General features: G+C 36.0%; 17 protein-coding genes and 3 pseudogenes. 10 read left to right on the forward strand and 10 right to left on the reverse strand.

The annotated features are described in order from the left end of the window. Positions 1 to 171 precede the first annotated feature (171 nt). From CJF42_RS19245 to CJF42_RS19270, 6 genes are read right to left on the reverse strand one after another with little or no spacing between them, the layout of a single operon-like run. On the reverse strand, positions 172 to 1821 hold the full coding sequence (locus tag CJF42_RS19245) for a BatD family protein (protein WP_095368238.1): 1650 nt from the start codon (positions 1819 to 1821) through the stop codon (positions 172 to 174). Next, positions 1815 to 3740: a vWA domain-containing protein gene (locus CJF42_RS19250; protein WP_095368256.1), complete on the reverse strand. Its 1926-nt coding sequence runs from the start codon at positions 3738 to 3740 to the stop codon at positions 1815 to 1817. The genes CJF42_RS19245 and CJF42_RS19250 overlap by 7 nt, the downstream gene beginning before the upstream one ends. Positions 3741 to 3754: 14 nt before the next feature. Continuing rightward, a complete protein-coding gene (locus CJF42_RS19255; protein ID WP_095368239.1) occupies positions 3755 to 4759 on the reverse strand; it encodes a vWA domain-containing protein in 1005 nt (334 codons plus the stop codon). Continuing rightward, on the reverse strand, positions 4759 to 5262 hold the full coding sequence (locus tag CJF42_RS19260) for a DUF4381 domain-containing protein (protein ID WP_095368240.1): 504 nt from the start codon (positions 5260 to 5262) through the stop codon (positions 4759 to 4761). Before CJF42_RS19260 ends, CJF42_RS19255 begins: the two co-directional genes overlap by 1 nt. 2 nt (positions 5263 to 5264) lie before the next feature. Continuing rightward, the gene (locus CJF42_RS19265) at positions 5265 to 6236 is read right to left on the reverse strand and encodes a DUF58 domain-containing protein (protein ID WP_095368241.1); all 972 of its coding nucleotides are present in this window, start codon (positions 6234 to 6236) and stop codon (positions 5265 to 5267) included. Between the two features lie 13 nt (positions 6237 to 6249). Further along, entirely contained in the window at positions 6250 to 7206 is a 957-nt protein-coding gene (locus CJF42_RS19270) for an AAA family ATPase (RefSeq protein WP_095368242.1), read from the reverse strand. A gap of 323 nt (positions 7207 to 7529) precedes the next feature. On the opposite strand from CJF42_RS19270, the gene fadI reads away from it, so the two are divergent. From fadI to CJF42_RS19295, 5 genes and pseudogenes are all read left to right on the forward strand, one after another. Then, complete coding sequence (gene fadI, locus CJF42_RS19275; RefSeq protein ID WP_095368243.1) at positions 7530 to 8840, forward strand: acetyl-CoA C-acyltransferase FadI; 1311 nt, start codon at positions 7530 to 7532, stop codon at positions 8838 to 8840. 20 nt (positions 8841 to 8860) lie between these two features. Then, a complete protein-coding gene (gene fadJ / locus CJF42_RS19280; protein ID WP_095368257.1) occupies positions 8861 to 10972 on the forward strand; it encodes a fatty acid oxidation complex subunit alpha FadJ in 2112 nt (703 codons plus the stop codon). 1312 nt (positions 10973 to 12284) lie between these two features. Then, positions 12285 to 14507, forward strand: coding sequence for a catalase/peroxidase HPI (gene katG / locus CJF42_RS19285; RefSeq protein ID WP_095368244.1), 2223 nt, complete (start codon positions 12285 to 12287; stop codon positions 14505 to 14507). Between the two features lie 117 nt (positions 14508 to 14624). After that, a complete protein-coding gene (locus CJF42_RS19290; RefSeq protein ID WP_095368245.1) occupies positions 14625 to 15620 on the forward strand; it encodes a cytochrome-c peroxidase in 996 nt (331 codons plus the stop codon). 68 nt (positions 15621 to 15688) lie between these two features. Next, positions 15689 to 15972, forward strand: a pseudogene (locus CJF42_RS19295) (transposase zinc-binding domain-containing protein); the annotation flags it as partial. 399 nt (positions 15973 to 16371) lie between these two features. Here CJF42_RS19295 and CJF42_RS29560 read toward each other — a convergent pair. Next, positions 16372 to 16480, reverse strand: a pseudogene (locus tag CJF42_RS29560) (transposase); the annotation flags it as partial. 300 nt (positions 16481 to 16780) lie between these two features. Between CJF42_RS29560 and ruvC the strand changes: the two are divergent. The 5 genes from ruvC (at position 16781) to CJF42_RS29565 (ending at position 20505) form a co-directional block, all read left to right on the forward strand. Next, the gene (gene ruvC / locus CJF42_RS19305; protein WP_095368246.1) at positions 16781 to 17302 is read left to right on the forward strand and encodes a crossover junction endodeoxyribonuclease RuvC; all 522 of its coding nucleotides are present in this window, start codon (positions 16781 to 16783) and stop codon (positions 17300 to 17302) included. A 22-nt stretch (positions 17303 to 17324) separates the two neighbouring features. Further along, on the forward strand, positions 17325 to 17963 hold the full coding sequence (gene ruvA, locus CJF42_RS19310; RefSeq protein WP_095368247.1) for a Holliday junction branch migration protein RuvA: 639 nt from the start codon (positions 17325 to 17327) through the stop codon (positions 17961 to 17963). 41 nt (positions 17964 to 18004) lie between these two features. Further along, positions 18005 to 19018 (forward strand): Holliday junction branch migration DNA helicase RuvB, encoded by a 1014-nt coding sequence (gene ruvB / locus CJF42_RS19315; protein ID WP_095368248.1) that lies wholly within the window; start codon positions 18005 to 18007, stop codon positions 19016 to 19018. A 448-nt stretch (positions 19019 to 19466) separates the two neighbouring features. Then, on the forward strand, positions 19467 to 20159 hold the full coding sequence (locus tag CJF42_RS19320; protein ID WP_095368249.1) for a cellulose binding domain-containing protein: 693 nt from the start codon (positions 19467 to 19469) through the stop codon (positions 20157 to 20159). A gap of 106 nt (positions 20160 to 20265) precedes the next feature. After that, positions 20266 to 20505 carry a hypothetical protein gene (locus CJF42_RS29565; protein WP_141235595.1) on the forward strand — a complete coding sequence of 80 codons (240 nt, stop codon included), beginning with the start codon at positions 20266 to 20268 and terminating at the stop codon, positions 20503 to 20505. Here the strand turns inward: CJF42_RS29565 and CJF42_RS29570 are convergent. From CJF42_RS29570 to CJF42_RS27665, 3 genes and pseudogenes are all read right to left on the reverse strand, one after another. Then, positions 20464 to 20559, reverse strand: a pseudogene (locus CJF42_RS29570) (IS5/IS1182 family transposase); the annotation flags it as partial. The gene CJF42_RS29565 and the pseudogene CJF42_RS29570 sit on opposite strands and share 42 nt — an antisense overlap. 241 nt (positions 20560 to 20800) lie before the next feature. Then, complete coding sequence (gene bla, locus CJF42_RS19330) at positions 20801 to 21673, reverse strand: class A beta-lactamase (RefSeq protein WP_095368250.1); 873 nt, start codon at positions 21671 to 21673, stop codon at positions 20801 to 20803. 148 nt (positions 21674 to 21821) lie between these two features. Further along, entirely contained in the window at positions 21822 to 21989 is a 168-nt protein-coding gene (locus CJF42_RS27665; protein ID WP_170940669.1) for a hypothetical protein, read from the reverse strand. Between the last annotated feature and the right edge of the window lie 329 nt (positions 21990 to 22318).

Here is a 22318-nt window from a genome sequence, read left to right on the forward strand (position 1 = left end):
TTAAATAATCTGATTGGTATAAGTTGAAGCGGGTGTTTCAAATTGGAAAGAATTTAAAGGGGCGACCATAGATGCTCAGTCATTATTAAATCTTGATTGGCAAGTTAATGTATTTACAATAGTCGGTTTAGATACCTAACACCTAAGAATAGGTGTTAGGTATCTAAGTTATTAATAAAGCGTTTCCAAAGATTGCTCGGTACCCTGCTTTGTCTTTATCGGTTGTTGTAAAAGTACAATAAGTTCATTTAAATCAACATTTACAGCACCTTGTGAATATAATCTTTTTTGCAGGTTATGGATTAATGCAGTGAGTTCATCGCTTTGATATAAATCGATCAAATGTGAACTGGTCGCTTGCTCACTATTGCATTTTATTTTACTAAAAATGTTTAAAGCTTGATTAAAGCTTCTTACATCTTTTTGCTTAGCCGCTATTTTAAGGTTTGATAAAGCATCTTTAATATTCAGTTTTACTTTTTCCTGCGGTGTTTCCTCTATTTGACTAACTACTTTGTTTTTATTTTTCAAAACAAAAATAATAAAAGTGATAAGTGTAATAGCCCATAGGAAATATCCTAAAACTGTGATCCATAAAGATATAGGTTCAACTTGAGTGATTATTGTTGGCATAGCTGATTTTGAAGGTACATGAGCTACATTATCGCTGGTAGTAGTTATATTTTTAGGTGCTTGAGGTGCAAGAACAGAGCCTGTTACCGTAATTTTTTTAGCTGGTAGTACGGCATATTCTACTTTATTAATGACCGTATTAAACCAAGGGATTGTTACTTCCGGTAAAGTGTAGTTACCAGGTTTTTGCGGTAATAATGCAAAAGACTCAACACGTTGAGATACGATTCTACCATCTCTAACAGCATTTTTATTTTCTGCTTGGTCTGGATAGCTTTTTATTCCATCAATATTAGTGAGTTTTATTTCTGGTAGCTGTTCTTTGGTTATACCTATAGCAGTAAGTGTAATAGTGCGGGTAATAGGCGTACCTACTTCTACACTAACATTATCTGGTTGAAACTCTTCATGCAAACTAACCATTTCACTTGGCAGCCAGTTACCTTGGTAGTTATCTATGATAGGTTTGACGGTTAATTGCGTATCTTCACCTATAGCTGATACTGCGATAGAGCGGTAATTCTGTCTGACTCTGCCATTAAAAGCAGGTGCCTCGATCGTGAATTCACCGCTTTGCTGAGGTTGTACAAGGTAATCTCGGCTCACAACTAAATAGCGTTTTCCTTCAATGATCTCATTTGATTCAACTTGCTTGCCTAGTTGAGAAATTTGTGCATTTTCAAGTTCAGGAGCTGTCAGGCTACCTTCACTTAAATCTTTTGCTAAATAAAGTTTAACGTTATAAACACCCGCTTGTTGTACATATAAAGTGCTTGGCGCCAGACTGGTTTTAATAAAAACATCATTATTATTAATGTTTTGTGCTTCATGCGATTTAACTTCTAAACTAAAAGGTTGCGTTTTTACACCATTAAGTTCAAAAGCAGGTACTTGAAATACTCCTGATTTTCGAGACATTAATTCTGTTTTCCAAACCGTTTTTTTAGTAACTGCACCGTTTATAATACTGGTTTGGCTACTCATACTTGTTGGACCAACTATAAAATCTTTAAGTAAAGCGGCTGTATCAGGTTGAGAGCCTTGAACAGTATCATCTGCACTGATAGATAATACAAAGTACTCACCTTGCAGTACGGGATTTTTATCTACGCTTGCTGTTAGTCGTGTTAATGCTGAGCTAGGTAATGCTAAAATTAAAAGGCACAGTAAAGTAATACTTCTTACCATGATTTTTGTACTCCTTGAGGTGTTCTTTGTCTGAGTCTATTTTGATACTCAAGTTTCATTTTATTACGTAATAAAGTGGCCGGATCATCTGGCACTTTTCTAAGAATTTGATTTAACTGCTGCGCTTTTTCTTTTTCTTCGTTGCTAAGTTCTGCAACTTCTCGCATTGCCATTTCTTCCTGTGTTTGTTCGGATTGCTCTTGTTCGGCTTGTTGTGCATTTTTTTTCTTTTGTTTCTCAACCTGTTGTTCTGCTTCAGATTTTTGAGCTTCTTGCTCGTTAGCTTCTTGAGTTTCAGGATCTAGTTCCGGTTTATTTTCTTGTTCAGACCCTTTTTCATCAGCGCTACTTTCTTGAGAGTCTTCAGGTTTTTTGTCAGAGTCTTGTTCATCAGAACTTTTTTGATCTTGGCTTTCACTGTTTTGTTGATCTTTTTGTTTATCGCCTTTTTGATCTTTATTTTGCTTTGATTTATCACCTTCACCTTGTTGATCATCTTTTTTCTGTTGTTCGTTGTCTTGGTTTTTATTATCACCTTGTTGTTGCTTTTCTTGTTGCTCAAGTTGTTTAACTATTTGTAAGTTATCTTTCGCTTCTGAAAATTCAGGGTTAAGGAATAAAGCTTGTTCATACTTATCAATAGCTTCTTTATATTTACCTAAATATGCCAAGGTATTACCTTGGTTATAAAGGCCTTTGTCGCTGCTATCTTGTTCAAATTCAGATAATGCCGCTTCAAAATTGTTTTCTTTATAATGGGCTGCACCTTTAATATCTTTTAGTTCGGTATCAGCAGCTTTTTTATAATCTTGATTTTTATAAGCATTTAATGCTTTTTGGTCTTGGTTTTTTGATAAGGTCTGCCATACATCATCCAAACTTAAAGCGTACACATTTTTAGAGGGTATACTTATAAGCATTAATGGGATGATAAATAAAGCTCTGTTTTGGCGTAACATTAATAAAGCGATAGGTAAAAGCAGTAGTGTTAAATAAATGCCACCATCTATTCGCCATAACGTTTGCTCTTTTTGTTCAACGAGTTGTTGTTGTAAGTCATCAGCAGAAAGTGTGCTATTAAAAATAGCGATATCTGAGTTATCTGCGTGATAGCTTGAAAATAAACCTGAGCCCTTTTTAGCTATATTATTTAAAGATGAGAAGTTAGCTTTTGGTATAACAATCTGACCATATTGGTCTTTCAAAAAACCAGCTTGTGGTAATTTTATAGGCGCACCTTGCTCGGTTGCAACAACATAAATATTGAGTTTGTAATTCATATCAGCAATATAGTCAAATACATCATTAGTATCTTCATTATCAATACCATCTGTTACTAAAATAATATCGCCGTTTAAGTAACCAGCCTGTTGTAACAGCTCTTTTGCAAGTACTAGTGCAGCAAGTACATTTGATCCTTTTTCAGGCATGATATTAGGACTTAAACTTGGAATTAAGTTAGTCAGTGTTTGTGCATCGCTGGTTAGTGGAGAAATAGTAAAAGCACTACCTGCATAAGCAATTAAAGCTGTTTCACCTTCTTTAAATAGCTCAACCATATCTAAGCTTTTAAAACGTGCTTGGCTAAGTCTGTTTGGTTTAATATCTGTACTATACATCGAAGACGACATATCCATTACTAATACTCGGGCATGCTTGGCTTGATATACCGGCACACTGTGTTTTTGCCAGCTGGGTCCTGCAATTGCTAAAATACCAATTAATAAAAATAACATTAACCATATAGAATTCGGTTTAGATTGTTTTTTAGCATCTGACATAATGAATTGCGCTAAGTGCGAGGCAATTACTGTTTGTGAGCCTTTTTGCTTTTGTTTTTGAAATAAAATTAAAGCAACTAAAAGACATGCAGGTATGTAAAGCCATAAAAGTTCAGGTCTTAAAAATTCAAATTCCATTAAATTGAAGTCCATTATGGGTATTCTCCATTTAAGCTTGATTTTTTATAATAAAACCAAGGTTTAATTGCCGCTACCAATAATAAAAATAACGCAACTAACAGTGGGTAATAAAATAATGCATTTTGAGGTCTAAAGGTTTGCACGTCGCTGGCTATTGGTTCTAAAGTATCTAATTCTTGGTAAATACGTTGTAATCCAGCAACATTTTTAGCTCTAAAATAAAGTCCGCCAGTTTGCTCTGCAATATCAGTCAGTAGTTTTTCATCTAAGCTAGAACTTGACGACAGGGCGTTCATACCAAATAAGCCAAAGCGATTATTGCTACCATCTCCAGCAACACCTATGGTATAAACTTTTATGCCTTCTTCTCGAGCTAGTAATAATGCTTCTTCAGGGGTTAAATTACCTGCGGTATTTTGGCCATCGGTAAGTAGCACTAAAATTCGGTTACTATCTTTTTTCTGCGAAAAACGTTTTACAGATAAACCTAGGGCATCACCTATCGCTGTTGCGCGACCTACCAGTCCTATTTGAGATTCTGCAAGCATTTGGCTTACGGTGTTTAAATCTCTTGTAAGGGGAGTTTGTAAAAATGCTGTATCGGCAAATAAAATCAAACCTAATCTATCGCCTTGACGTTGCTCTATAAAGTTCTTAAGTACAGCTTTTACCATAGTTAATCTATCAACATATTGTCCTTGATATTCCATATCTTGTTCTTTCATTGAACCAGATAAATCTACAGCTAACATGATATCTCGACCTTCATTTGGTAGGCTAATTGGCTCTCCTAACCACTTAGGATTGGAAAAAGCACAGCATAAACAGATCCAAAATAACCAATATAACATTGACACTGTTTGTGCTTTTTGCTCATTATGACCGGTTAATAATGGATTATGCTCAAAACTAGGTATTCTAAGCGTTGGAATATTAGCTGTTCGCTTATTAAACCTTTTTAATAAATAAGGGAGGGGCAATGCTAAAAATACCCATGGCCAGCTTATTTCAAACATTATAAGCTTCCTTTATTGCTGTTTATATGATTTTTGTTGATATTCATTTTTTTTATTGAGTTAATAAGTATCGATTTTAAATTAGCAACTTGTTCATCAGAGAGTTTTGCTTGATAAAGTAAGTTAAATGCTTGATCTTCACACAGTGTATTACAGTTACTACTAACAAACCGTGCCCACTTTTTACCAGTTAATGCAGCTGTTTTTGTACCATAATAGTGTTTCGTTAAGCGTTTTAAAATATGCTGTAATTCATTTAAGTGAGATAATTCAATTGTACTTGCACCGGAAATAATATTGCTAGATAAGTTAACAGCTTCTTTTTTTGCTTTTTTATAGTGTTTTTGTTTTTTTAAATATATATATAAAGTGGTTAAAAAAGCTAAAGTTATCAGTAAAACAATATACCAAATAGGTGCTGGTGGCCAAGCGGATACTTGATCTACAACAATAATATCATGTAATTTTTCTAATGGTGAGCTAGGTGTTGTTGCATCTGACATGATCAAGCTTTTCCTAATATTTGTTGCTCAATGGGGCTAGCACTTGAAAATGAAAAAATATGTAATCCTGATTTTTTCAACATTTGAATACGGTTATTTAATGCTTGTTGAGCTTGATTATTAAATTGCTTTCTAAATGAATTATTCATCAGTGGCAAGCTTGATTGCGTATTACCTGTATCCACTTTAATTACTCCATTATGATCTGGTAAATGGGTTTCAAATGGATCTGAGATATGACATGCCACAAGTTCACAATGTCGAGATAATAACTGTAATTGCTTTAGGGCTTCATTGCTTTGTTGCTCTGTGCCCAAATGACAAAAATCAGAGATTAAATAAATTAAGCTACCAGGTTTAGCTAATTGGTTTAGTCGCTTTAGGTTTTCGCTAAAACAATTAATATTTTGTTCTGAATCAGAACCATGGATTTTGAGAGCTTGTTGATGGTTAATAATTAAATTATGTGTCAGTTTTAATACAGCTTTACCACCTGAGCTTGGTTTTAATTCTAAATGCTGGTTTTGATTAAATACTAAACCACCAACACGGTCGCCACGCTCACTTGCAGACCAAGCTACGAAAGTACTTAAATGTGCTGCTTGAACTGACTTTAATAATAATTGACTGCCAAACAACATGGTATTACTAAAATCTGTAAAGATAAAAACAGGACGTTCTTTCTCTTCTTGATAAATTTTAGTATGTGTTTGACCTGTACGTGCAGTTACTCGCCAATCAATAGAGCGAATATCATCACCTGGCTGATAATGTCTTACTTCAGCAAACTCCATACCTCGCCCTTTATGGGGCGCTAAATATTGTCCGGCCATTTTATGTTTGATGTGACTTTTTGGTGTTAAATCTAATAACCGCGCCTTTGCGCGGTAATAGATTAGCTCTTTTAAATCAAGAGAAACACCATTGGCCTGACAGCTTTTTAACCACTGTAAGTGCTCAGTTGTATTTATCATTGCTTGCTCTTATTTAGGGTACAGCGACAAGTTCTAATATGCGATCAAGTACTTGATCTTTAGAAATTCCATCGGCTTGTGCTTCGTAACTTAAAATAATGCGATGACGTAGTACGTTATGGAAAACACTCTGAATATCTTCAGGTGTTACAAAGTCACGACCTTGTAACCAAGCATTAGACCGGGCACACTTATCTAATGCAATTGTCGCACGTGGACTCGCACCATACTCAAGCCAACTAGCTAAAGTATCGTCAAGTTTAGTAGGTTGACGTGTTGCTATGATTAATTGAACTAAGTATTTCTCAAGTGGCTCTGATAAATGTAGTTTTAATACGTCGTTTCGAGCTTCAAATAAAGTGTCTTGAGATATTTGAGGTGCGGCAGCTTGTTTTTCTGATAAGGCTTCACCACGAGTTAACCGTAGGATTTCAAGTTCAGTTTCAGCACCAGGATAGTCAATATTTAAATGCAGCAAAAACCTGTCTAATTGTGCTTCAGGTAATGGGTATGTACCTTCTTGTTCTAGCGGGTTTTGTGTTGCCATAACTAAAAACAAATCAGATAACGGATAGGTTGTTTTACCTACAGTTATTTGACGTTCGGCCATGGCTTCAAGTAATGCTGATTGTACTTTTGCAGGAGAACGGTTTATTTCATCGGCTAAAATGAGATTATGAAATAAAGGTCCCGCTTCGAAAACAAACTCACTGGTTTGTTGACGATAAATATCGGTACCAGTAATATCTGCTGGTAATAAATCAGGTGTAAATTGAACGCGCTGGAAAGAGCCTTCAACACATTTAGATAACGCGTTTACAGCTCGGGTTTTAGCAAGTCCGGGAGGGCCTTCAACTAATAAGTGCCCATCGGCTAAAATACCAATTAACAATGAATCAGTAAGACGCTCTTGCCCAATAATTTGGGTATTGAGATAAGTTTGTAATTGTTTAAATTTTTCAACGGCCATAGCGACAATAAATCCTTACCAAATTGGTATATTTGTCAGTTTAAGACTATGGGATATTTATAAGGTTCATTTTGATTAAAAACAAGCTTTTTGACTAAAAAAAATGACAAATAGCTTATTTTATCAAGTATTCACTTTTTAAAGTGATCAAATGCAATCAAGGCCAAGTTCAGTTTTTAAATTAATAAGGAAAAATTAATGTTTTTACACTACTTTAATGAGGGCTTTGTTAATAAATTTACAACAAGTGTTTGCAAAAATAAGCAGTTTGTTTAGAATCAGGGTATAACTAACAGGTCAGACCTGTATAACGAGGAAGAAAAATGACTGGGCAAATAAAATTAAAAACACACCAGGGAGATCGTATCGCTATTGTGAGCGGTCTTAGAACACCTTTTGCAAAACAAGCAAGTGCTTTTCATCATGTACCTGCAGTTGATATGGGTAAACTTGTAGTCAATGAGATGCTCGAGCGTCTTAATTTTGATAAAAAAGAAATTGATCAACTTGTTTTTGGACAAGTAGTGCAGATGCCTGAAGCACCAAATATTGCCCGTGAAATTGTTTTAGGCACTGGTATGCCGGTAGGCGTTGATGCCTATTCTGTATCTCGTGCATGTGCAACAAGCTTTCAAGCTATCGCAAATGTGACAGAGTCAATCATGGCTGGTACTGTTAATGTTGGTATTGCAGGTGGTGCAGATTCATCTTCAGTTTTACCTATTGGTGTAAGTAAAAAACTAGCAGGAAGTTTAGTCGATTTAAATAAAGCCCGAACTTTGTCACAGCGTTTGAAAATATTCTCAAAATTACGTTTAAAAGATTTAATGCCTGTACCGCCAGCCGTTGCTGAATATTCGACTGGTCTATCTATGGGTCAAACAGCTGAGCAAATGGCTAAAACTCATGAGATTAAACGTGAAGACCAAGATGCATTAGCACATCGTTCTCATACTTTAGCGAGTAAGGCATGGGCTGATGGTAAATTTGCAGACGAAGTTATGACTGCTCATGTAGCGCCTTATAAAGGCTTTATAAGTGAAGATAATTGTATAAGACATAACTCTGTTTTAGAAGGTTATGCTAAATTAAAGCCTGCTTTTGATAAAAAGCATGGCTCTGTTACTGCTGCTAACTCTACAGCATTAACAGATGGTGCTGCTGCAGTATTAATGATGAGTGAAAGTAAAGCTAAGGCTTTAGGTTATGAAGTATTAGGTTATATACGTAGTTTTGCTTTTAGTGCCATTGATGTTTATGACGATATGCTTATGGGTCCAGCGCATTCAACGCCAATCGCATTACGCCGAGCAGGTTTAACACTAGCTGATTTAGATTTAATTGAAATGCATGAGGCATTTGCGGCCCAAACATTAGCGAATATGAAAATGTTTGCATCTGATAAATTTGCACAAGAAAAATTAGGTTTACCTAAAGCAATAGGTGAAATTGACATGGATAAATTTAATGTTAATGGTGGTTCACTCGCTTACGGTCACCCATTTGCAGCAACAGGTGCAAGACTTATTACACAGACACTTAATGAATTAAAACGTCGTGGTGGCGGTTTAGGTTTAACAACAGCGTGTGCGGCAGGTGGTTTAGGTGCGGCATTTATTGTTGAGAGTGCATAGTTATGGAGAGTGAAAACCAAATGACAGACTCTGTATTTAATTTTGAAGTAAATGAACAACAAATTGCCTTGGTAACGATCGATGTACCTGGCGAAAAGATGAATACTTTACGTGCTAGTTTTGTTGATGAACTAAATGAAGTTATTAATAAAGCCGTTGATGCCCAGGTTAAAGGGTTAATATTTATTAGTGGTAAATCCGATAACTTTATTGCTGGCGCTGATATTAAAATGCTAGAAGCTGCTGAATCACATTCAGATGCTTTATATTTATCACAAACATGTCATACAAGTTTTAATGATCTTGAAAAACTACCTTTCCCAACCGTAGCGGCTATTCATGGTGCGGCATTAGGCGGTGGATTAGAATTTGCGATGGCCTGTGATTATCGTATTTGTAGTAACTCCGATAAAACCAAATTAGGTTTACCTGAAGTACAATTGGGTTTATTACCTGGTGGTGGTGGTACGCAAAGATTACCTAAATTAGTGGGTATTCAAAAGGCGCTTGAATGGATGCTAACGGGTAAACAAATACGTGCAAAGCAAGCGGTTAAAGCTGGATTAGCGCATGATTGTGTGCCGCAAAGTGTGTTAGTTGATGTTGCATCTAAATGGATTGCAAAAGGTAAAAATAAATCAAGCAAGCCTAAATTAGATAAACTAAGTCAATTATTAGAATCGAATCCATTTGGGCGTAATTTAATATTTAAAAAAGCACAAGAAAACGTAGAGAAAAAAACAGGTGGTCATTACCCTGCGCCTATCGCAATTATTAAAGCAGTTCGTGCAAGTGTAGAGATGGAGAAATCGGCTGCATATGTTGTTGAAGCTGAGGGTTTTGCTTCATTGTGTATGAGTGACGTATCTAAATCTTTACGCGGTATTTTCTTTGCTACTACAGAAATGAAAAAAGAATGGGCTGATGAGTCTGGCGAAAAAATTAATCATATCGCTGTATTAGGTGGTGGATTAATGGGCGCTGGAATTGCTCATGTTAGTGCATGTAAAGCGGGTAGTAAGGTGCGGATTAAAGATGTTGCTCAGCAAGGTATTTCAAATGCGCTAAATTACAGCTTTAAAATATTAGATAAAAAACAAAAGCGTCGTTTTATATCAAAGACTGATCTGCAACAGCAAATGAACCGCATTACTGGTACAACTGATCATAGCGGTTTCAAAAATGTTGAGTTAGTAATTGAAGCTGTATTTGAAGATTTGAAATTAAAACAAGATATGGTTGCCGCCATTGAAGAAAATTGTTCTGAAAAAACAATTTTTGCAAGTAATACATCATCATTACCTATTTCACAAATCGCACAAAAGGCTGCAAGGCCAGAAAATGTAGTTGGACTACATTATTTTTCTCCTGTTGAGAAAATGCCATTAGTTGAAATTATCCCGCATGAAAATACGAGCGTTGACACTATATCAAAAGTCGTTAATTACTCGCGTCGTCAAGGTAAAACGCCAATTGTTGTAAAAGACAAAGCGGGTTTTTATGTAAACCGTATTTTGGCACCTTATGTTAATGAAGCGGCTAACTTGCTATTAGCGGGCGAGCCAATTGATAAAATAGATCAAGCGTTAGTTGAGTTTGGCTTCCCTGTTGGACCATTAGCTTTATTAGATGAAGTGGGTATCGATATAGGTTCTAAAATAGCGCCTATCTTAGAAAAAGAGTTAGGTGATCGTTTTAAAGCGCCAGATGCTTTTTCTAAAATGATTGATTCAAAACGTCTAGGCCGTAAAACAGGCTCAGGCTTTTATAGTTATGGTAAAGGAAAGTCTAAAGGTAAAAAAGTTGATGAATCCGTTTATGAATTTTTAGGGATCACACTTGAGCCTAAGCTAAATGAAGAAGAAATAGCACAACGTTGCGTAAGCCAAATGCTTAATGAAGCTGCACGTTGTTTAGATGAAGGCATTATCGCTAGCGCAAGAGATGGTGATATTGGTGCTATTTTTGGTATCGGCTTCCCTCCATTCTTAGGCGGACCATTTAGCTATATGGATAAATTAGGTGCAAGTGAACTTGCATCTAGATTAACTTCCTTATCTCAGTTAAATCAACACTTTGAACCTTGTAAGCCGATTATTGATATGGCTGAAGGCAAACAGGCTTATTATTAATAATTTTAGTTAATACAAGAAAGGCTATTAAATAAACTTAAAGTTCATTTAATAGCCTTTTTTTATGCGCTAAACTTGCGTATAATTCGCGCTCGTTTTTGTTTCTATTTTAATTGAAGTAGCGTCATACTCCGCAGTTTACGGAGGCTTAATATTGAGGGAACCTCACGAATTCATCCATTTGCATACGTTGCCGATAAATTTTGACTACCTTTTTCACGGTGATTTTAGTCGTTTAGGAAATTTAAAAATAAATAACCAAGGCTCTGTCGCTTTTTGATGTTGGTATTTATCTGTTGTACATTGCGATTTACCCCCACGTTTCTTATTTTTTGTCAGTTCTTTACTCATCCCTTGATAAAGCACAGACTCGCATTTGAATTTAGTTGATTTACTATAAAAAGTATCGCCTAATGTTTGGTTCTGCTTATGGCTTTTTTAAACTATATTTTAAAATTCTGCCATTTGACTTTATCGGATAATATGATGGGTTGGCAGTCTGCAGGCAAGCATCGCTCTAAGTTATTGAGTAGTTCCTGATGGGTTTACTCTGAATTTAGCTTGTATTTTGGTGTTATGGCCAAAAGTCCTCAGCGAGATAAACTTTAAAAGACTATATCGTTATACTGCCCCTAAAATATAAATACGTTCGGTAGTATCAGAAAAAAGATTAGCGATCACCAGTCATGAAAAAATGCTGGTATTTCAGGCAAGGTTGGCTTGCCTTAATTAATTCCCAATGAATTTATCATAGGGTATTTTCATTTAAATTGAGTAATTATTTATTCGTATTGGTATAACAAGCAAGCTCCGGCAAAACATAAAGCCATGACCTAGGCGCAACGATTAAAGCAGGTATTTTGCATTGAGATTGAAACATGTAATCAATGTGGTGGTGCGGTTCAGCTTAACTGAGTTAAACTCAGTATATTTTTCTTTATTTTGTAAGCTGCGTGCAGCTAACGCGTGATCTTTCAAACAGTGCCCTTATTGGTTACCAATACTTTTTTATTATTTCCTTCAAATATAGTAATACCCAATTGCTGATTGAAATGATAATTATCATTGATAAATTTAAGTAAATTTACGTATATTTAATTTTATAAAATAACGTAACTTAAGTATCATCATATTAGTTACAATTATCAATACCATGATCCAAAGACAACTAAGCTATTGAATTAAAATTACAATAATAACAGTTCTAAAAAACAGAACATTATCTTCACTTAAATCAACTATTCAATTACTCCTCTTTTTTCTATTCTTTATTCGTAATTATCTATAAAAACATATAATAATAGGAAATATAATGTTAAAAAAAACACTCTCAATTGCTACAGTAATTTCAGTTGCGATCTCATTTATAGCGCTGCCAGCTTCTGTCCTTGCAAGTGGTGAAGCAAAAACAAATCAATTTTGGTGGCCTGAACAATTAAACCTTAGTCCACTTAGACAACATGGCGCAGAGTCAAACCCTTACGGTGAACAATTTAATTATGCCAAGGAATTCGCTAGCCTTGATTTAGTACAGCTTAAAAAAGATATTCAAACCACACTTACTGACTCAAAAGCATGGTGGCCTGCCGACTGGGGACATTATGGTCCATTGATGATACGTATGGCTTGGCATAGCGCCGGTGTTTATCGCGTTCATGATGGACGCGGCGGTGCATCAGGTGGGCAACAACGTTTTGCGCCACTAAATAGCTGGCCTGACAACGTAAATTTAGACAAAGCCCGTCGCTTATTATGGCCAATTAAACAACAATATGGCCGTCAAATATCATGGGCTGATTTAATGGTACTTTCAGGTAATGTCGCACTTGAATCAATGGGTTTTAAAACCTTTGGTTTCGCTGGCGGTAGGACTGACGATTGGGAGCCAGATTTAGTTTACTGGGGTCCTGAAGAAAAAATGCTTACAGACAAACGAAGAGATAAAAAAGGTGGTTTAAAAGGCCCTCTTGCTGCTGTAGAGATGGGTTTAATTTACGTTAACCCTGTTGGTCCACACGGTAAACCAGACCCTCTTTTAGCCGCTGCTGACCTTCGCTTATCGTTTGGGCGCATGGCGATGAATGACGAAGAAATAGTTGCATTAAGTGCTGGGGGTCATACCTTTGGTAAAGCACATGGCGCTAAAAAACCAGAAAACTGTGTTGGTGCTGAACCTGCCATTGCTCCTTTAGAACAGCAAGGTTTAGGCTGGAAAAACAAATGTGGTACCGGTGTTGGTGCAGACACTACAGGTAGTGGTTTAGAAGGTGCTTGGACCGTTACTCCAACTCAATGGTCAACCAATTATCTAGACAATTTAATGAACTTTACTTGGGTAAAAACTAAAAGCCCAGCGGGTGTAACACAGTGGATACCAGATAGTAAAGCCGCCGAAAATTTAGTACCTGATGCACATATTCCTTACAAACGTCACGCACCAATTATGTTTACTACGGATGTCGCATTAAAAATAGATCCTGAATTTCGTAAAATTGTTGAACGATTTAGAGCGGATCCAACTGAATATGAAAAAGCTTTTGCTAGAGCTTGGTTTAAATTAACGCATCGAGATATGGGCCCTCGAGCAAGATATCTTGGTGCAGATGTTCCAAGTGAAGTGCTTTCTTGGCAGGATCCTATTTCAGAGGTAAATCACAAACTTATTACTAGCAAAGATATCAGTAAACTTAAGAAGCAAATCCTTAAAGCTGGTTTCAGTAATGCTGAATTAGTTAGAACTGCTTGGTCATCGGCTGCTAGTCATCGTGTTACTGATATGCGTGGTGGTGCAAATGGTGCTCGTATTAACCTTGAACCTCAAAAAAATTGGGCGGTAAATAACCCTAAAGCGTTAAAAAATGTATTAATTAAACTTGAATCTATTAAAACTAAATTCAACAAAAAATCATCTAGAAAACAAATATCTTTAGCTGATTTAATTGTATTAGGTGGTGCCGCTGCAATAGAAAACTCAGCTAAAAAATCAGGCCAAAGAATTGAAGTACCTTTCGTACCAGGTCGTGCTGATGCAACACAAATACAAACTAATGTTAAGTCATTCAATTATTTAAAGCCGAATGCTGATGGCTTCAGAAACTTCTACACAACCGAAAGTTATATGTCGCCAGCAGAAATGTTAGTAGATAAAGCAAATTCTCTAGGTTTAAATGTACCTGAGATGACAGTACTTGTCGGAGGAATGCGCACGCTTAATGCGAACTATGATGGTTCTTCATTAGGTGTATTTACCGATAAACCTGGCGTGCTATCTAATGACTTTTTTGTAAACTTATTAGATATGTCTACGGTCTGGACGAAAGATGAATCTAAAGCGGGTATCTACCAAGGTCATGACCGTGCCTCAGGTAAGTTGAAGTGGCAAGCAACACCTGTTGATCTTATTTTTGGCTCTAGCTCTGAATTAAGAGCCATTGCTGAAGTATATGCCTCTGATGATGCTGATAAAAAGTTTGTTAATGACTTTGTAAAAGCATGGGTTAAAGTTATGCAACTAGATCGTTTTGATTTAAAGTAGTAATCATCAACCACGAGTTAAAGCAAGTAACTAATCACATAATTATTTTTTCTGTGTATTAGTTACTTTGTCCACCACTTTAAACGCATATTCACATTTAACTTATGATTAAAGCTTATGTCTAAATTAACTATTTTTACAGCTTTGCTATTTTGTTCTTTGGCTAATACTAACCAAGGTTATGCTCAATCATCAATACACGAAGCCGCAGTATCATTTTTTTCTCCACTTCCCAGTGTTATGCCTACCACTGAAAACGATTCACCAAAAAAAGTTAATTTAGGTAAGAAATTATATTTTGAGACTTCATTATCAATTAACAAATCTCAATCATGTAATAGTTGCCATAATATTCTTAATGGTGGTGCCGGTGTTGATAATTTAACTGTATCTGTAGGGGCTTTGGGTATACTAGGAAAAAGAAATTCTCCTAGCACCTGGAACGCAGGATTACATGTCGCTCAGTTTTGGGATGGACGAACTAAAACATTGACTGAACAAGCTAAATTCCCATTGTTCGATCCTAAAGAAATGGCAATGCCTTCTGAAGATCAAGTCATTAAACGACTTACAGGTAAAGGTTATTTGGATAATTTTGAACAAGCCTTTCCAGAACAAGCTTTACCAATAAATCTAGTGAATATTTCACAAGCACTCTCTGCATTTCAACGAACGCTTATCACTAAAGATCGCTTTGATGATTATTTAGCAGGTGATCAAGGTGCTATAAGTGAAGATGAAAAGGCGGGTTTAGCGGTATTTATCGAAAAAGGCTGCGTGGCTTGTCATAATGGCAATGTACTAGGAGGCCAATTATTTATGAAAATGGGCATAGTGCACCCTTACCCGAATAAAGTTGATAGAGGCGTAGCCCATGTAACGGGAAATCCTTCTGATAACTTTTTGTTTAAAGTACCGTCTTTACGCAACATATTAAACACGGCTCCATATTTTCATGATGGTGCTGCTGTAACAATAGAGCAAGCGATTATAGATACTGGCTGGCATCAACTCGGCATAAAACTTAACAACCAAGAAGTGGAAGCGATTAAAGTTTTTTTTAATAGCTTGAATAATCAAGCAATAATCACAATAGACGCTCAACAAAATTAAAGACATAAAAATGTAGAGTTAAATGCTAGCCTGATCTGATTTTCCCAAGTAGGGATTTTGGGCACAACCCCAAGTATGTTCAGGCTAAGTTTGAGGAGTATTTTAAGTGTGGTTGCATTGAGTATGGATTTCTAAGCGTTAAATCTGAAAGCTGCCAGCATGAACGTCTGGTTGCTTTTAGTTGCAAGCGTAGAGGCTTTTGTCCTAGTTATAGCGCTAGGCGTATGGCTGAATCTGCTGTATTATTGGTAGATGACTTATTGTAAATAAAAAGTTGACACATGAACCTATCAGACAATGGGTTTTAAGTTTTCCGTTTCAATTAAGATTCTTATTTGCAAACTATCCTCAGATATGGTTTTCTACCGTATTGCAAGGCTTTAACTCATCGATAACAGGGACAGAATTATTGTCATATATACGGACTTTTAATGAAGTTTATTGCTTATGATCTCGATGTATTCCGTGCATTTTGTCCTCATAAGCTCGTCGAATTCATAGTTCTTTTTGGTTATCAGGTTTTCAATATGCAGGTTTTACCTGTTATGTCATCGTTTCTTTCTACCCACGCAATTCTTTGAAGAGCGGTTTACTTAAACTGGTGAATATTCTTCACCAGAGACGGTAATAGCCCAAGCCATTCTCGCCATTTTATTGGCATAAGCTACAGATGATCGGTTATGCCTACGAGTTTGAACAATGGGATTAATCCATTGACTCAGCTTATCACTTTTAGTGCTCGCTCTGGATACAACCGATTTCGCACCTTGAATTAAAAGGCATCTGAGGTAACTATTTCCGTGTTTACTTATTCCTAGTAAGGTATTTTTGGCACCATTAATATGTTGTCGTGGGGGCAATATCTAAGGAGGTGGAAACATCTCGACCTCGTCGATAATTACTCCCATTAGCAATTTCATTATCGTAGAATTTTACTGCGTTGTATTTCAAATCACGCATATTATGGCGAACTTAACCACTATACCCAAGCTCTGAAACCTACATTTCCAAGTAGCATGGGTATATATTTGAATATCCCATCAATGGAATTTTATATTAATAAATAAAGATAATAAGATTAAAACCCTAATACACTGGTAATTTATACAGTTATAAGCCATTATCCCCATTATTATGTATTTTAAAGGTTTAGGATTCACTTGGCAGTTATTTTAGCGATAGATCCTGGCTCTCGATTAACTGGATATGGTGTCATTGAGCAAAAAGGTAGCCAATATACTTATTTAGGCAGCGGCTGTATCCGTTTAGGCGGTGGGCCAATACCTGAACGTCTTAAAATGATTTATCAGGGTGTTACTCAATTGATAGAGCAATTTAAACCGGATACATTTGCGATAGAGCAGGTTTTTTTAGCGCATAATCCTGATTCAGCCTTAAAATTAGGGCAAGCAAGAGGTGCAGCTATTGTTGCAGCAACTATGGCTGATTTGCCTGTGACTGATTATTCTGCAAGGCAAATTAAACAAGCTGTAGTGGGTACAGGTGCTGCAGATAAAAAACAAGTACAACATATGGTCAAAGCAATTTTAAAATTACCAGCAATACCACAGGCGGATGCCGCAGATGCCTTAGCCATTGCTATGTGTCATGGTCACTCTCAGCAAAATTTAATAAAACTTGCAGGTCAGGCCAAAAAAGTTGTTCGTGGGCGTTTAAGATAGAAATATTTAAAAAGGTAAGACAATGATAGGACGATTGAGCGGAATTTTATTAGAAAAACAGCCTCCGGAAATTTTGTTAGATGTAAATGGTGTTGGTTATGAAGTACAGCTACCTATGACTAGCTTTTATAATTTACCCGCAGAAGGTCAAACGGCGACAGTTTATACGCATTTTGTTGTGCGTGAAGATGCACAATTATTGTATGGCTTTAATAATAAAACGGAACGTGCGTTATTTCGAGAGCTATTAAAAGCAAATGGTGTAGGCCCTAAGTTAGGATTGGCTATTTTATCTGGTATGTCAGCCGAGCAATTTGTAAGATGTGTCCAGAGTGAAGATGCCTCTACTTTAGTTAAAATTCCTGGAGTAGGTAAAAAAACGGCAGAACGTTTAGTGCTTGAAATGAAAGATAGACTTAAAGATTGGGGCATGGATTTATTTACACCATTTACTGATTCAGTAGGCGAAGATGGATTGGTACTTGAGATGCAAGGTGCTACAGTAACTGATACTTCAGAAGATGATGCAATCGCAGCATTAATGACTTTAGGGTATAAACAAGCTCAAGCAGAAAAATCAGTAAAAGCAGCCAAAGGCACTAATGGAAAAGGGCTAAGCTCTGAAGAACTTATAAAAGCAGCTTTAAAGTCAATGATCTAGGTTTTTAATTTAGTAAATAGTTAACAGTAGAAGCAGAAAAAATGATAGAAGCAGATAGGCTGATAGAACCGGAAATTCAGGGCAATGAAGAAATTGTTGATAGGGCGATAAGGCCAAAACTATTAGCAGATTACACAGGTCAGCCTCATGTCAAAAAGCAGATGGAAATATTTATTGCTGCAGCAAAAGCCAGATCAGAACCACTAGATCACTTATTAATATTTGGACCTCCAGGTTTAGGTAAAACAACTTTAGCAAATATTGTTGCCAATGAGTTAAACGTAAATATAAAAACAACATCTGGTCCTGTACTTGAAAAAGCAGGAGATTTAGCTGCGCTTCTAACAAATTTAGAACAAGATGATGTTTTATTTATTGATGAAATACATAGGTTAAGCCCTCAAGTAGAAGAAATACTTTACCCAGCAATGGAAGATTACCAACTCGATATTATGATAGGTGAGGGACCCGCAGCACGCTCTATTAAACTAGATTTACCGCCTTTCACGTTAGTTGGTGCCACAACGCGTGCAGGTTCACTGACTTCGCCTTTGCGAGATAGATTTGGCATAGTTCAAAGACTTGAATTTTATTCAATAGAAGATTTATCTAAAATAGTTAATCGTTCAGCTTATTTCTTAGATTTACCCATGAACGAACAAGGTGCGATTGAAATTGCGCAAAGGTCTAGAGGTACACCGCGTATTGCGAACCGTCTTTTACGAAGAGTGCGAGATTTCGCGCAAGTTAAAGGTGATGGTGAAGTTACTCTAGAAATTGCACAACAAGCCTTAGATATGATAGATGTTGATAAGTCAGGGTTTGACTTTATGGATCGAAAATATTTATTAGCTATTATCGAAAAGTTTATGGGCGGCCCAGTAGGTTTAGATAATTTAGCAGCAGCAATAAGCGAAGAAAAAGAAACCATTGAAGATGTAATAGAGCCGTATTTAATTCAACAAGGTTTTATTCAGCGTACGCCAAGAGGTCGTATTGTGAGTGATCGTGCATATTTACATTTTGGTTTAGCAGTCGCCAACAAAGAAAGTTAGTTTAATGGCTCATTTTGCAACTTATTTTAAAGTGAGTATTTTTACAAGTCAGCTTTGAGCTCAATCTTAATATACCATTTCTGTTAATTAAGTGAGTGGTCACTTTATTAACGGAATTTGTATCCATGCTTATATCACACCGATTCTCAAAGTATTTTATTTTTTATGATTGGCTCTTTAGCATATTAGGTATCATCCTTTGTGTAGTTTGTACCATAAATTATATTTATATCTCTTTTTAATCTACTAAAATTAATTTTATTTTAAAGCTATTTTAGGGGCTGCTATTCCGACATTATAGTGATTAGGCTCTGGAGTTAAAAAGTTAAAACTGACCTCATCTCTTTTATTTGAATTTGAATTTGAATTTGTATAACATGGCTTGTTAATATCAATTTGATTTTTCGTTAAAAAAAGATGTACTTTCAACAAATTTTAAGGGACTTAAATGATGAAAAAGTGGTCAAACCAAATATTTTCTGGATTAATGATAGCTTGTGGTACGTTTACTGCTGGTGTTATGTCTGAGCCCGTAGAGTTCAAAATATTAGCTGATTGGGGATCAGGTTATACTGCCCAATTGAAATTAACAAATGAAACTGATGAGCCGATGACAGATTGGCGTGTTGCTTTTGACTTTGCAGGCGACATTAAAAATCTATATTCAGCTAAAATGATCGTGGCAAATAATGGTCATTATGTGTTCGAAGGTAATAGCTGGAATAAAGCTATTGATCCGGGTCAAATCATTACTTTGGGTTGGAATGGCTCGAATAGTGGTGAAGGTATCGAAAATACTAATCTTACAGCTTCTGACATTACAGTACCTACTGGTCCTTATCACGTAGGTTATGACTTACAAGCTGACTGGAGCACAGGCTATGTTGCTAGTATTGCTGTGGGTAATAATGGTGATGAAGAAATGAAAGCTTGGACTTTAAGTTTTGATTACCCTTATCCAATTACTCACATTTATAATGCTCGCATTGTTAGTGAAATAGAAGACCGTTATACCATAGAAGGTGTGGACGAAGGGTTTGATTTATCAGCCGAAGAAGTTACCGTATTTATCATTCGTGGTAATGTGGGTAATTTAACTGAACAACCAACTAATATTGAGTTTAGCTACAGTAACGATTAAGTTTTTGTTAGAATAAATCATTAACTACAGTTAAGTTACATAGGGGCTGTTGATCTTTCAGGGTTAAATTTTGTTCGAGATAAAAGCATTTTAGTCGCGGCGAGTAGTGTGTAGCCTAGTCATTCTAAGTAAATACGACTCAACAAAGAATAAAATGCTTTTAACCGAATCCTTCGGACTGCGTTTGTTGGGCATTTTTACTGCGTTATCGCCTTTTTATGTGGAACAACCACATGACAAAGCCTCTGACTGGTATAATTGGTGTCGAATTACACTCTCGTACTTTATCTCTAATTGCTTCACTGTCGTAGCCTTTGTCTACCACAATAAACTGATTTTGGGGTAATAACTCAATCAGTCCATTGGCAACTTTACTATCATGAACATCACCTCCTATGATCCATAGTTCAAAGTATTTAGGTAAATCTCGCCAAGAGCAACCAACACGTAGCTAGTATAAAATTCAAACAAAGATCAACATTCCCTAATAGCGTTAGTAAATATACCTAATATACAAAAATTATAATTTTTCTCATTATGTAAGCCAACATTAAAAATGTTCGGGAACAAATCTGATAGAAGGCGTACATAACCTAAATAAACTAAGTATAGATAATTAAGGTTGAATGACTTATGTGGCACTATTTACCATATACGGTGAAAATTTCCTTTCCTATATCCGCAATTGCTTTATTACGCAGGGAAAATGGTGCATCGGTTTGAGTTAAATAAATACTTATAATTATTGGTGTTCGTTTATCAGACCAAGCAACAGCCACAATACCTCGGGAACCATAGCCGCCAGAACCGGAACGGTCAGCAATTAACCAGTTATCAGGAAGTATTGAGCGCAATAAACTAGCTGTGACTTTATTATCTATCATCCATTGCTTTAATAGATTCTTTGAAGCTTGAGATAGCGCATCTCCAAATAATAATTTATGTAAACTTTTTACCATCGCATTTGGTGTTGTGGTATCTCTTTTATCACCATCAAGTGCTTCATTTAAATCAGGTTCAATTCGATCTAATCGAGTAACTTCATCACCAATGTTTCTCATAAACTGGGTTAAAGCTTTTGGTCCTTTAATTCCATTAAGCACCATATTACTAGCGGTATTATCACTCATGATCATAGCCGCAGAGCATGCTTGCTTTAAGGACATTTTTTTACCAATTAAATTTTTAGTTATCGGCGACCATTTTATAAGCGAACTTGCTGTTATAACCAGAGAAGTATCAAAAGATTGAAGCCCTTTTTCAACATCAGCAAGTAACTTTGCACAGGCGAGTACTTTAAAAGTACTCATCAGAGGAAATCTAGTATTGCCGTTATAGTTCCATAGTTTATTATCTATGACATCATAAATAGAGACCCCTATACGAGCACCAAGCTGGTGTTCTTGTTCTTCAATTATTTTTATTATTGTATTAGCATGTACACTAAAAACTAAACTGATATTAATGATCAAAGCTAATAGTAAAAAATGGTAAGTTTTAAAATAAAATTTCATCAATATGTCATCCTCATTCTGTTGGTAAAGTTAGTAACTTAAAAGTAGATTTTAAATCTAATAACTGGCTCTGTTTCATAGTCTGAATAAAATTTTCAGTCTGGCGGGCGCTAGTATACTTATAAGTTCTATTGGAGCAATGTTCAAATTATGATGAAATGTGGCAAAAATATGACAAGATATAAATCAGACAAATCAGTAATATATACCCAAGCCACTTCAAGATGTGAGGTTCAGGACTGCTGAGCAATTCATGATCTAGGCGCATCTTTGCATTAATGGTTACTCCCTTAAAAAAAGATGGAACAACGAGCATGATTTGCTCAGAAGTCCCTGTAGGGTTGGTTTATAAATGCTTTATGCAGCGTTATTGATTTTGAAAAGGGAATAACCATGTTCTTCAATCAATGCCTTGCCTAAAGCATTTCTAATTCCAACTGAATCCTGCATCTTGAAGTGGTTTGGGTATAGAACTCAGAAAAAGATCGGTTGAGGCTCAAAAAGTTCAAAATATAAGATTTATGAAAAAAGTCAGTTGCTCCTAAACATTGCGGTCATTTTACTGTTGGATCAAAAAGCAAGGAGCCTAATCACTGTTTTTCTATCAAACACTCTGAATTACATGAGTTTTAGCCTGAAATCTTA

Source organism: Pseudoalteromonas sp. NBT06-2 (assembly GCF_002276045.1).
In the GTDB taxonomy this organism is placed as follows: domain Bacteria; phylum Pseudomonadota; class Gammaproteobacteria; order Enterobacterales; family Alteromonadaceae; genus Pseudoalteromonas.

Excerpts from the sequence above, each read along its gene's own strand:
- CJF42_RS19245 (WP_095368238.1), bottom strand. The coding sequence starts at position 1,821 with ATGGTAAGAAGTATTACTTTACTGTGCCTTTTAATTTTAGCATTACCT.
- CJF42_RS19250 (WP_095368256.1), bottom strand. The coding sequence starts at position 3,740 with ATGGAATTTGAATTTTTAAGACCTGAACTTTTATGGCTTTACATACCT.
- CJF42_RS19255 (WP_095368239.1), bottom strand. The coding sequence starts at position 4,759 with ATGTTTGAAATAAGCTGGCCATGGGTATTTTTAGCATTGCCCCTCCCT.
- CJF42_RS19260 (WP_095368240.1), bottom strand. The coding sequence starts at position 5,262 with ATGTCAGATGCAACAACACCTAGCTCACCATTAGAAAAATTACATGAT.
- CJF42_RS19265 (WP_095368241.1), bottom strand. The coding sequence starts at position 6,236 with ATGATAAATACAACTGAGCACTTACAGTGGTTAAAAAGCTGTCAGGCC.
- CJF42_RS19270 (WP_095368242.1), bottom strand. The coding sequence starts at position 7,206 with ATGGCCGTTGAAAAATTTAAACAATTACAAACTTATCTCAATACCCAA.
- fadI (WP_095368243.1), top strand. The coding sequence starts at position 7,530 with ATGACTGGGCAAATAAAATTAAAAACACACCAGGGAGATCGTATCGCT.
- fadJ (WP_095368257.1), top strand. The coding sequence starts at position 8,861 with ATGACAGACTCTGTATTTAATTTTGAAGTAAATGAACAACAAATTGCC.
- katG (WP_095368244.1), top strand. The coding sequence starts at position 12,285 with ATGTTAAAAAAAACACTCTCAATTGCTACAGTAATTTCAGTTGCGATC.
- CJF42_RS19290 (WP_095368245.1), top strand. The coding sequence starts at position 14,625 with ATGTCTAAATTAACTATTTTTACAGCTTTGCTATTTTGTTCTTTGGCT.
- ruvA (WP_095368247.1), top strand. The coding sequence starts at position 17,325 with ATGATAGGACGATTGAGCGGAATTTTATTAGAAAAACAGCCTCCGGAA.
- ruvB (WP_095368248.1), top strand. The coding sequence starts at position 18,005 with ATGATAGAAGCAGATAGGCTGATAGAACCGGAAATTCAGGGCAATGAA.
- CJF42_RS19320 (WP_095368249.1), top strand. The coding sequence starts at position 19,467 with ATGATGAAAAAGTGGTCAAACCAAATATTTTCTGGATTAATGATAGCT.
- bla (WP_095368250.1), bottom strand. The coding sequence starts at position 21,673 with ATGAAATTTTATTTTAAAACTTACCATTTTTTACTATTAGCTTTGATC.
- CJF42_RS27665 (WP_170940669.1), bottom strand. The coding sequence starts at position 21,989 with ATGCTCGTTGTTCCATCTTTTTTTAAGGGAGTAACCATTAATGCAAAG.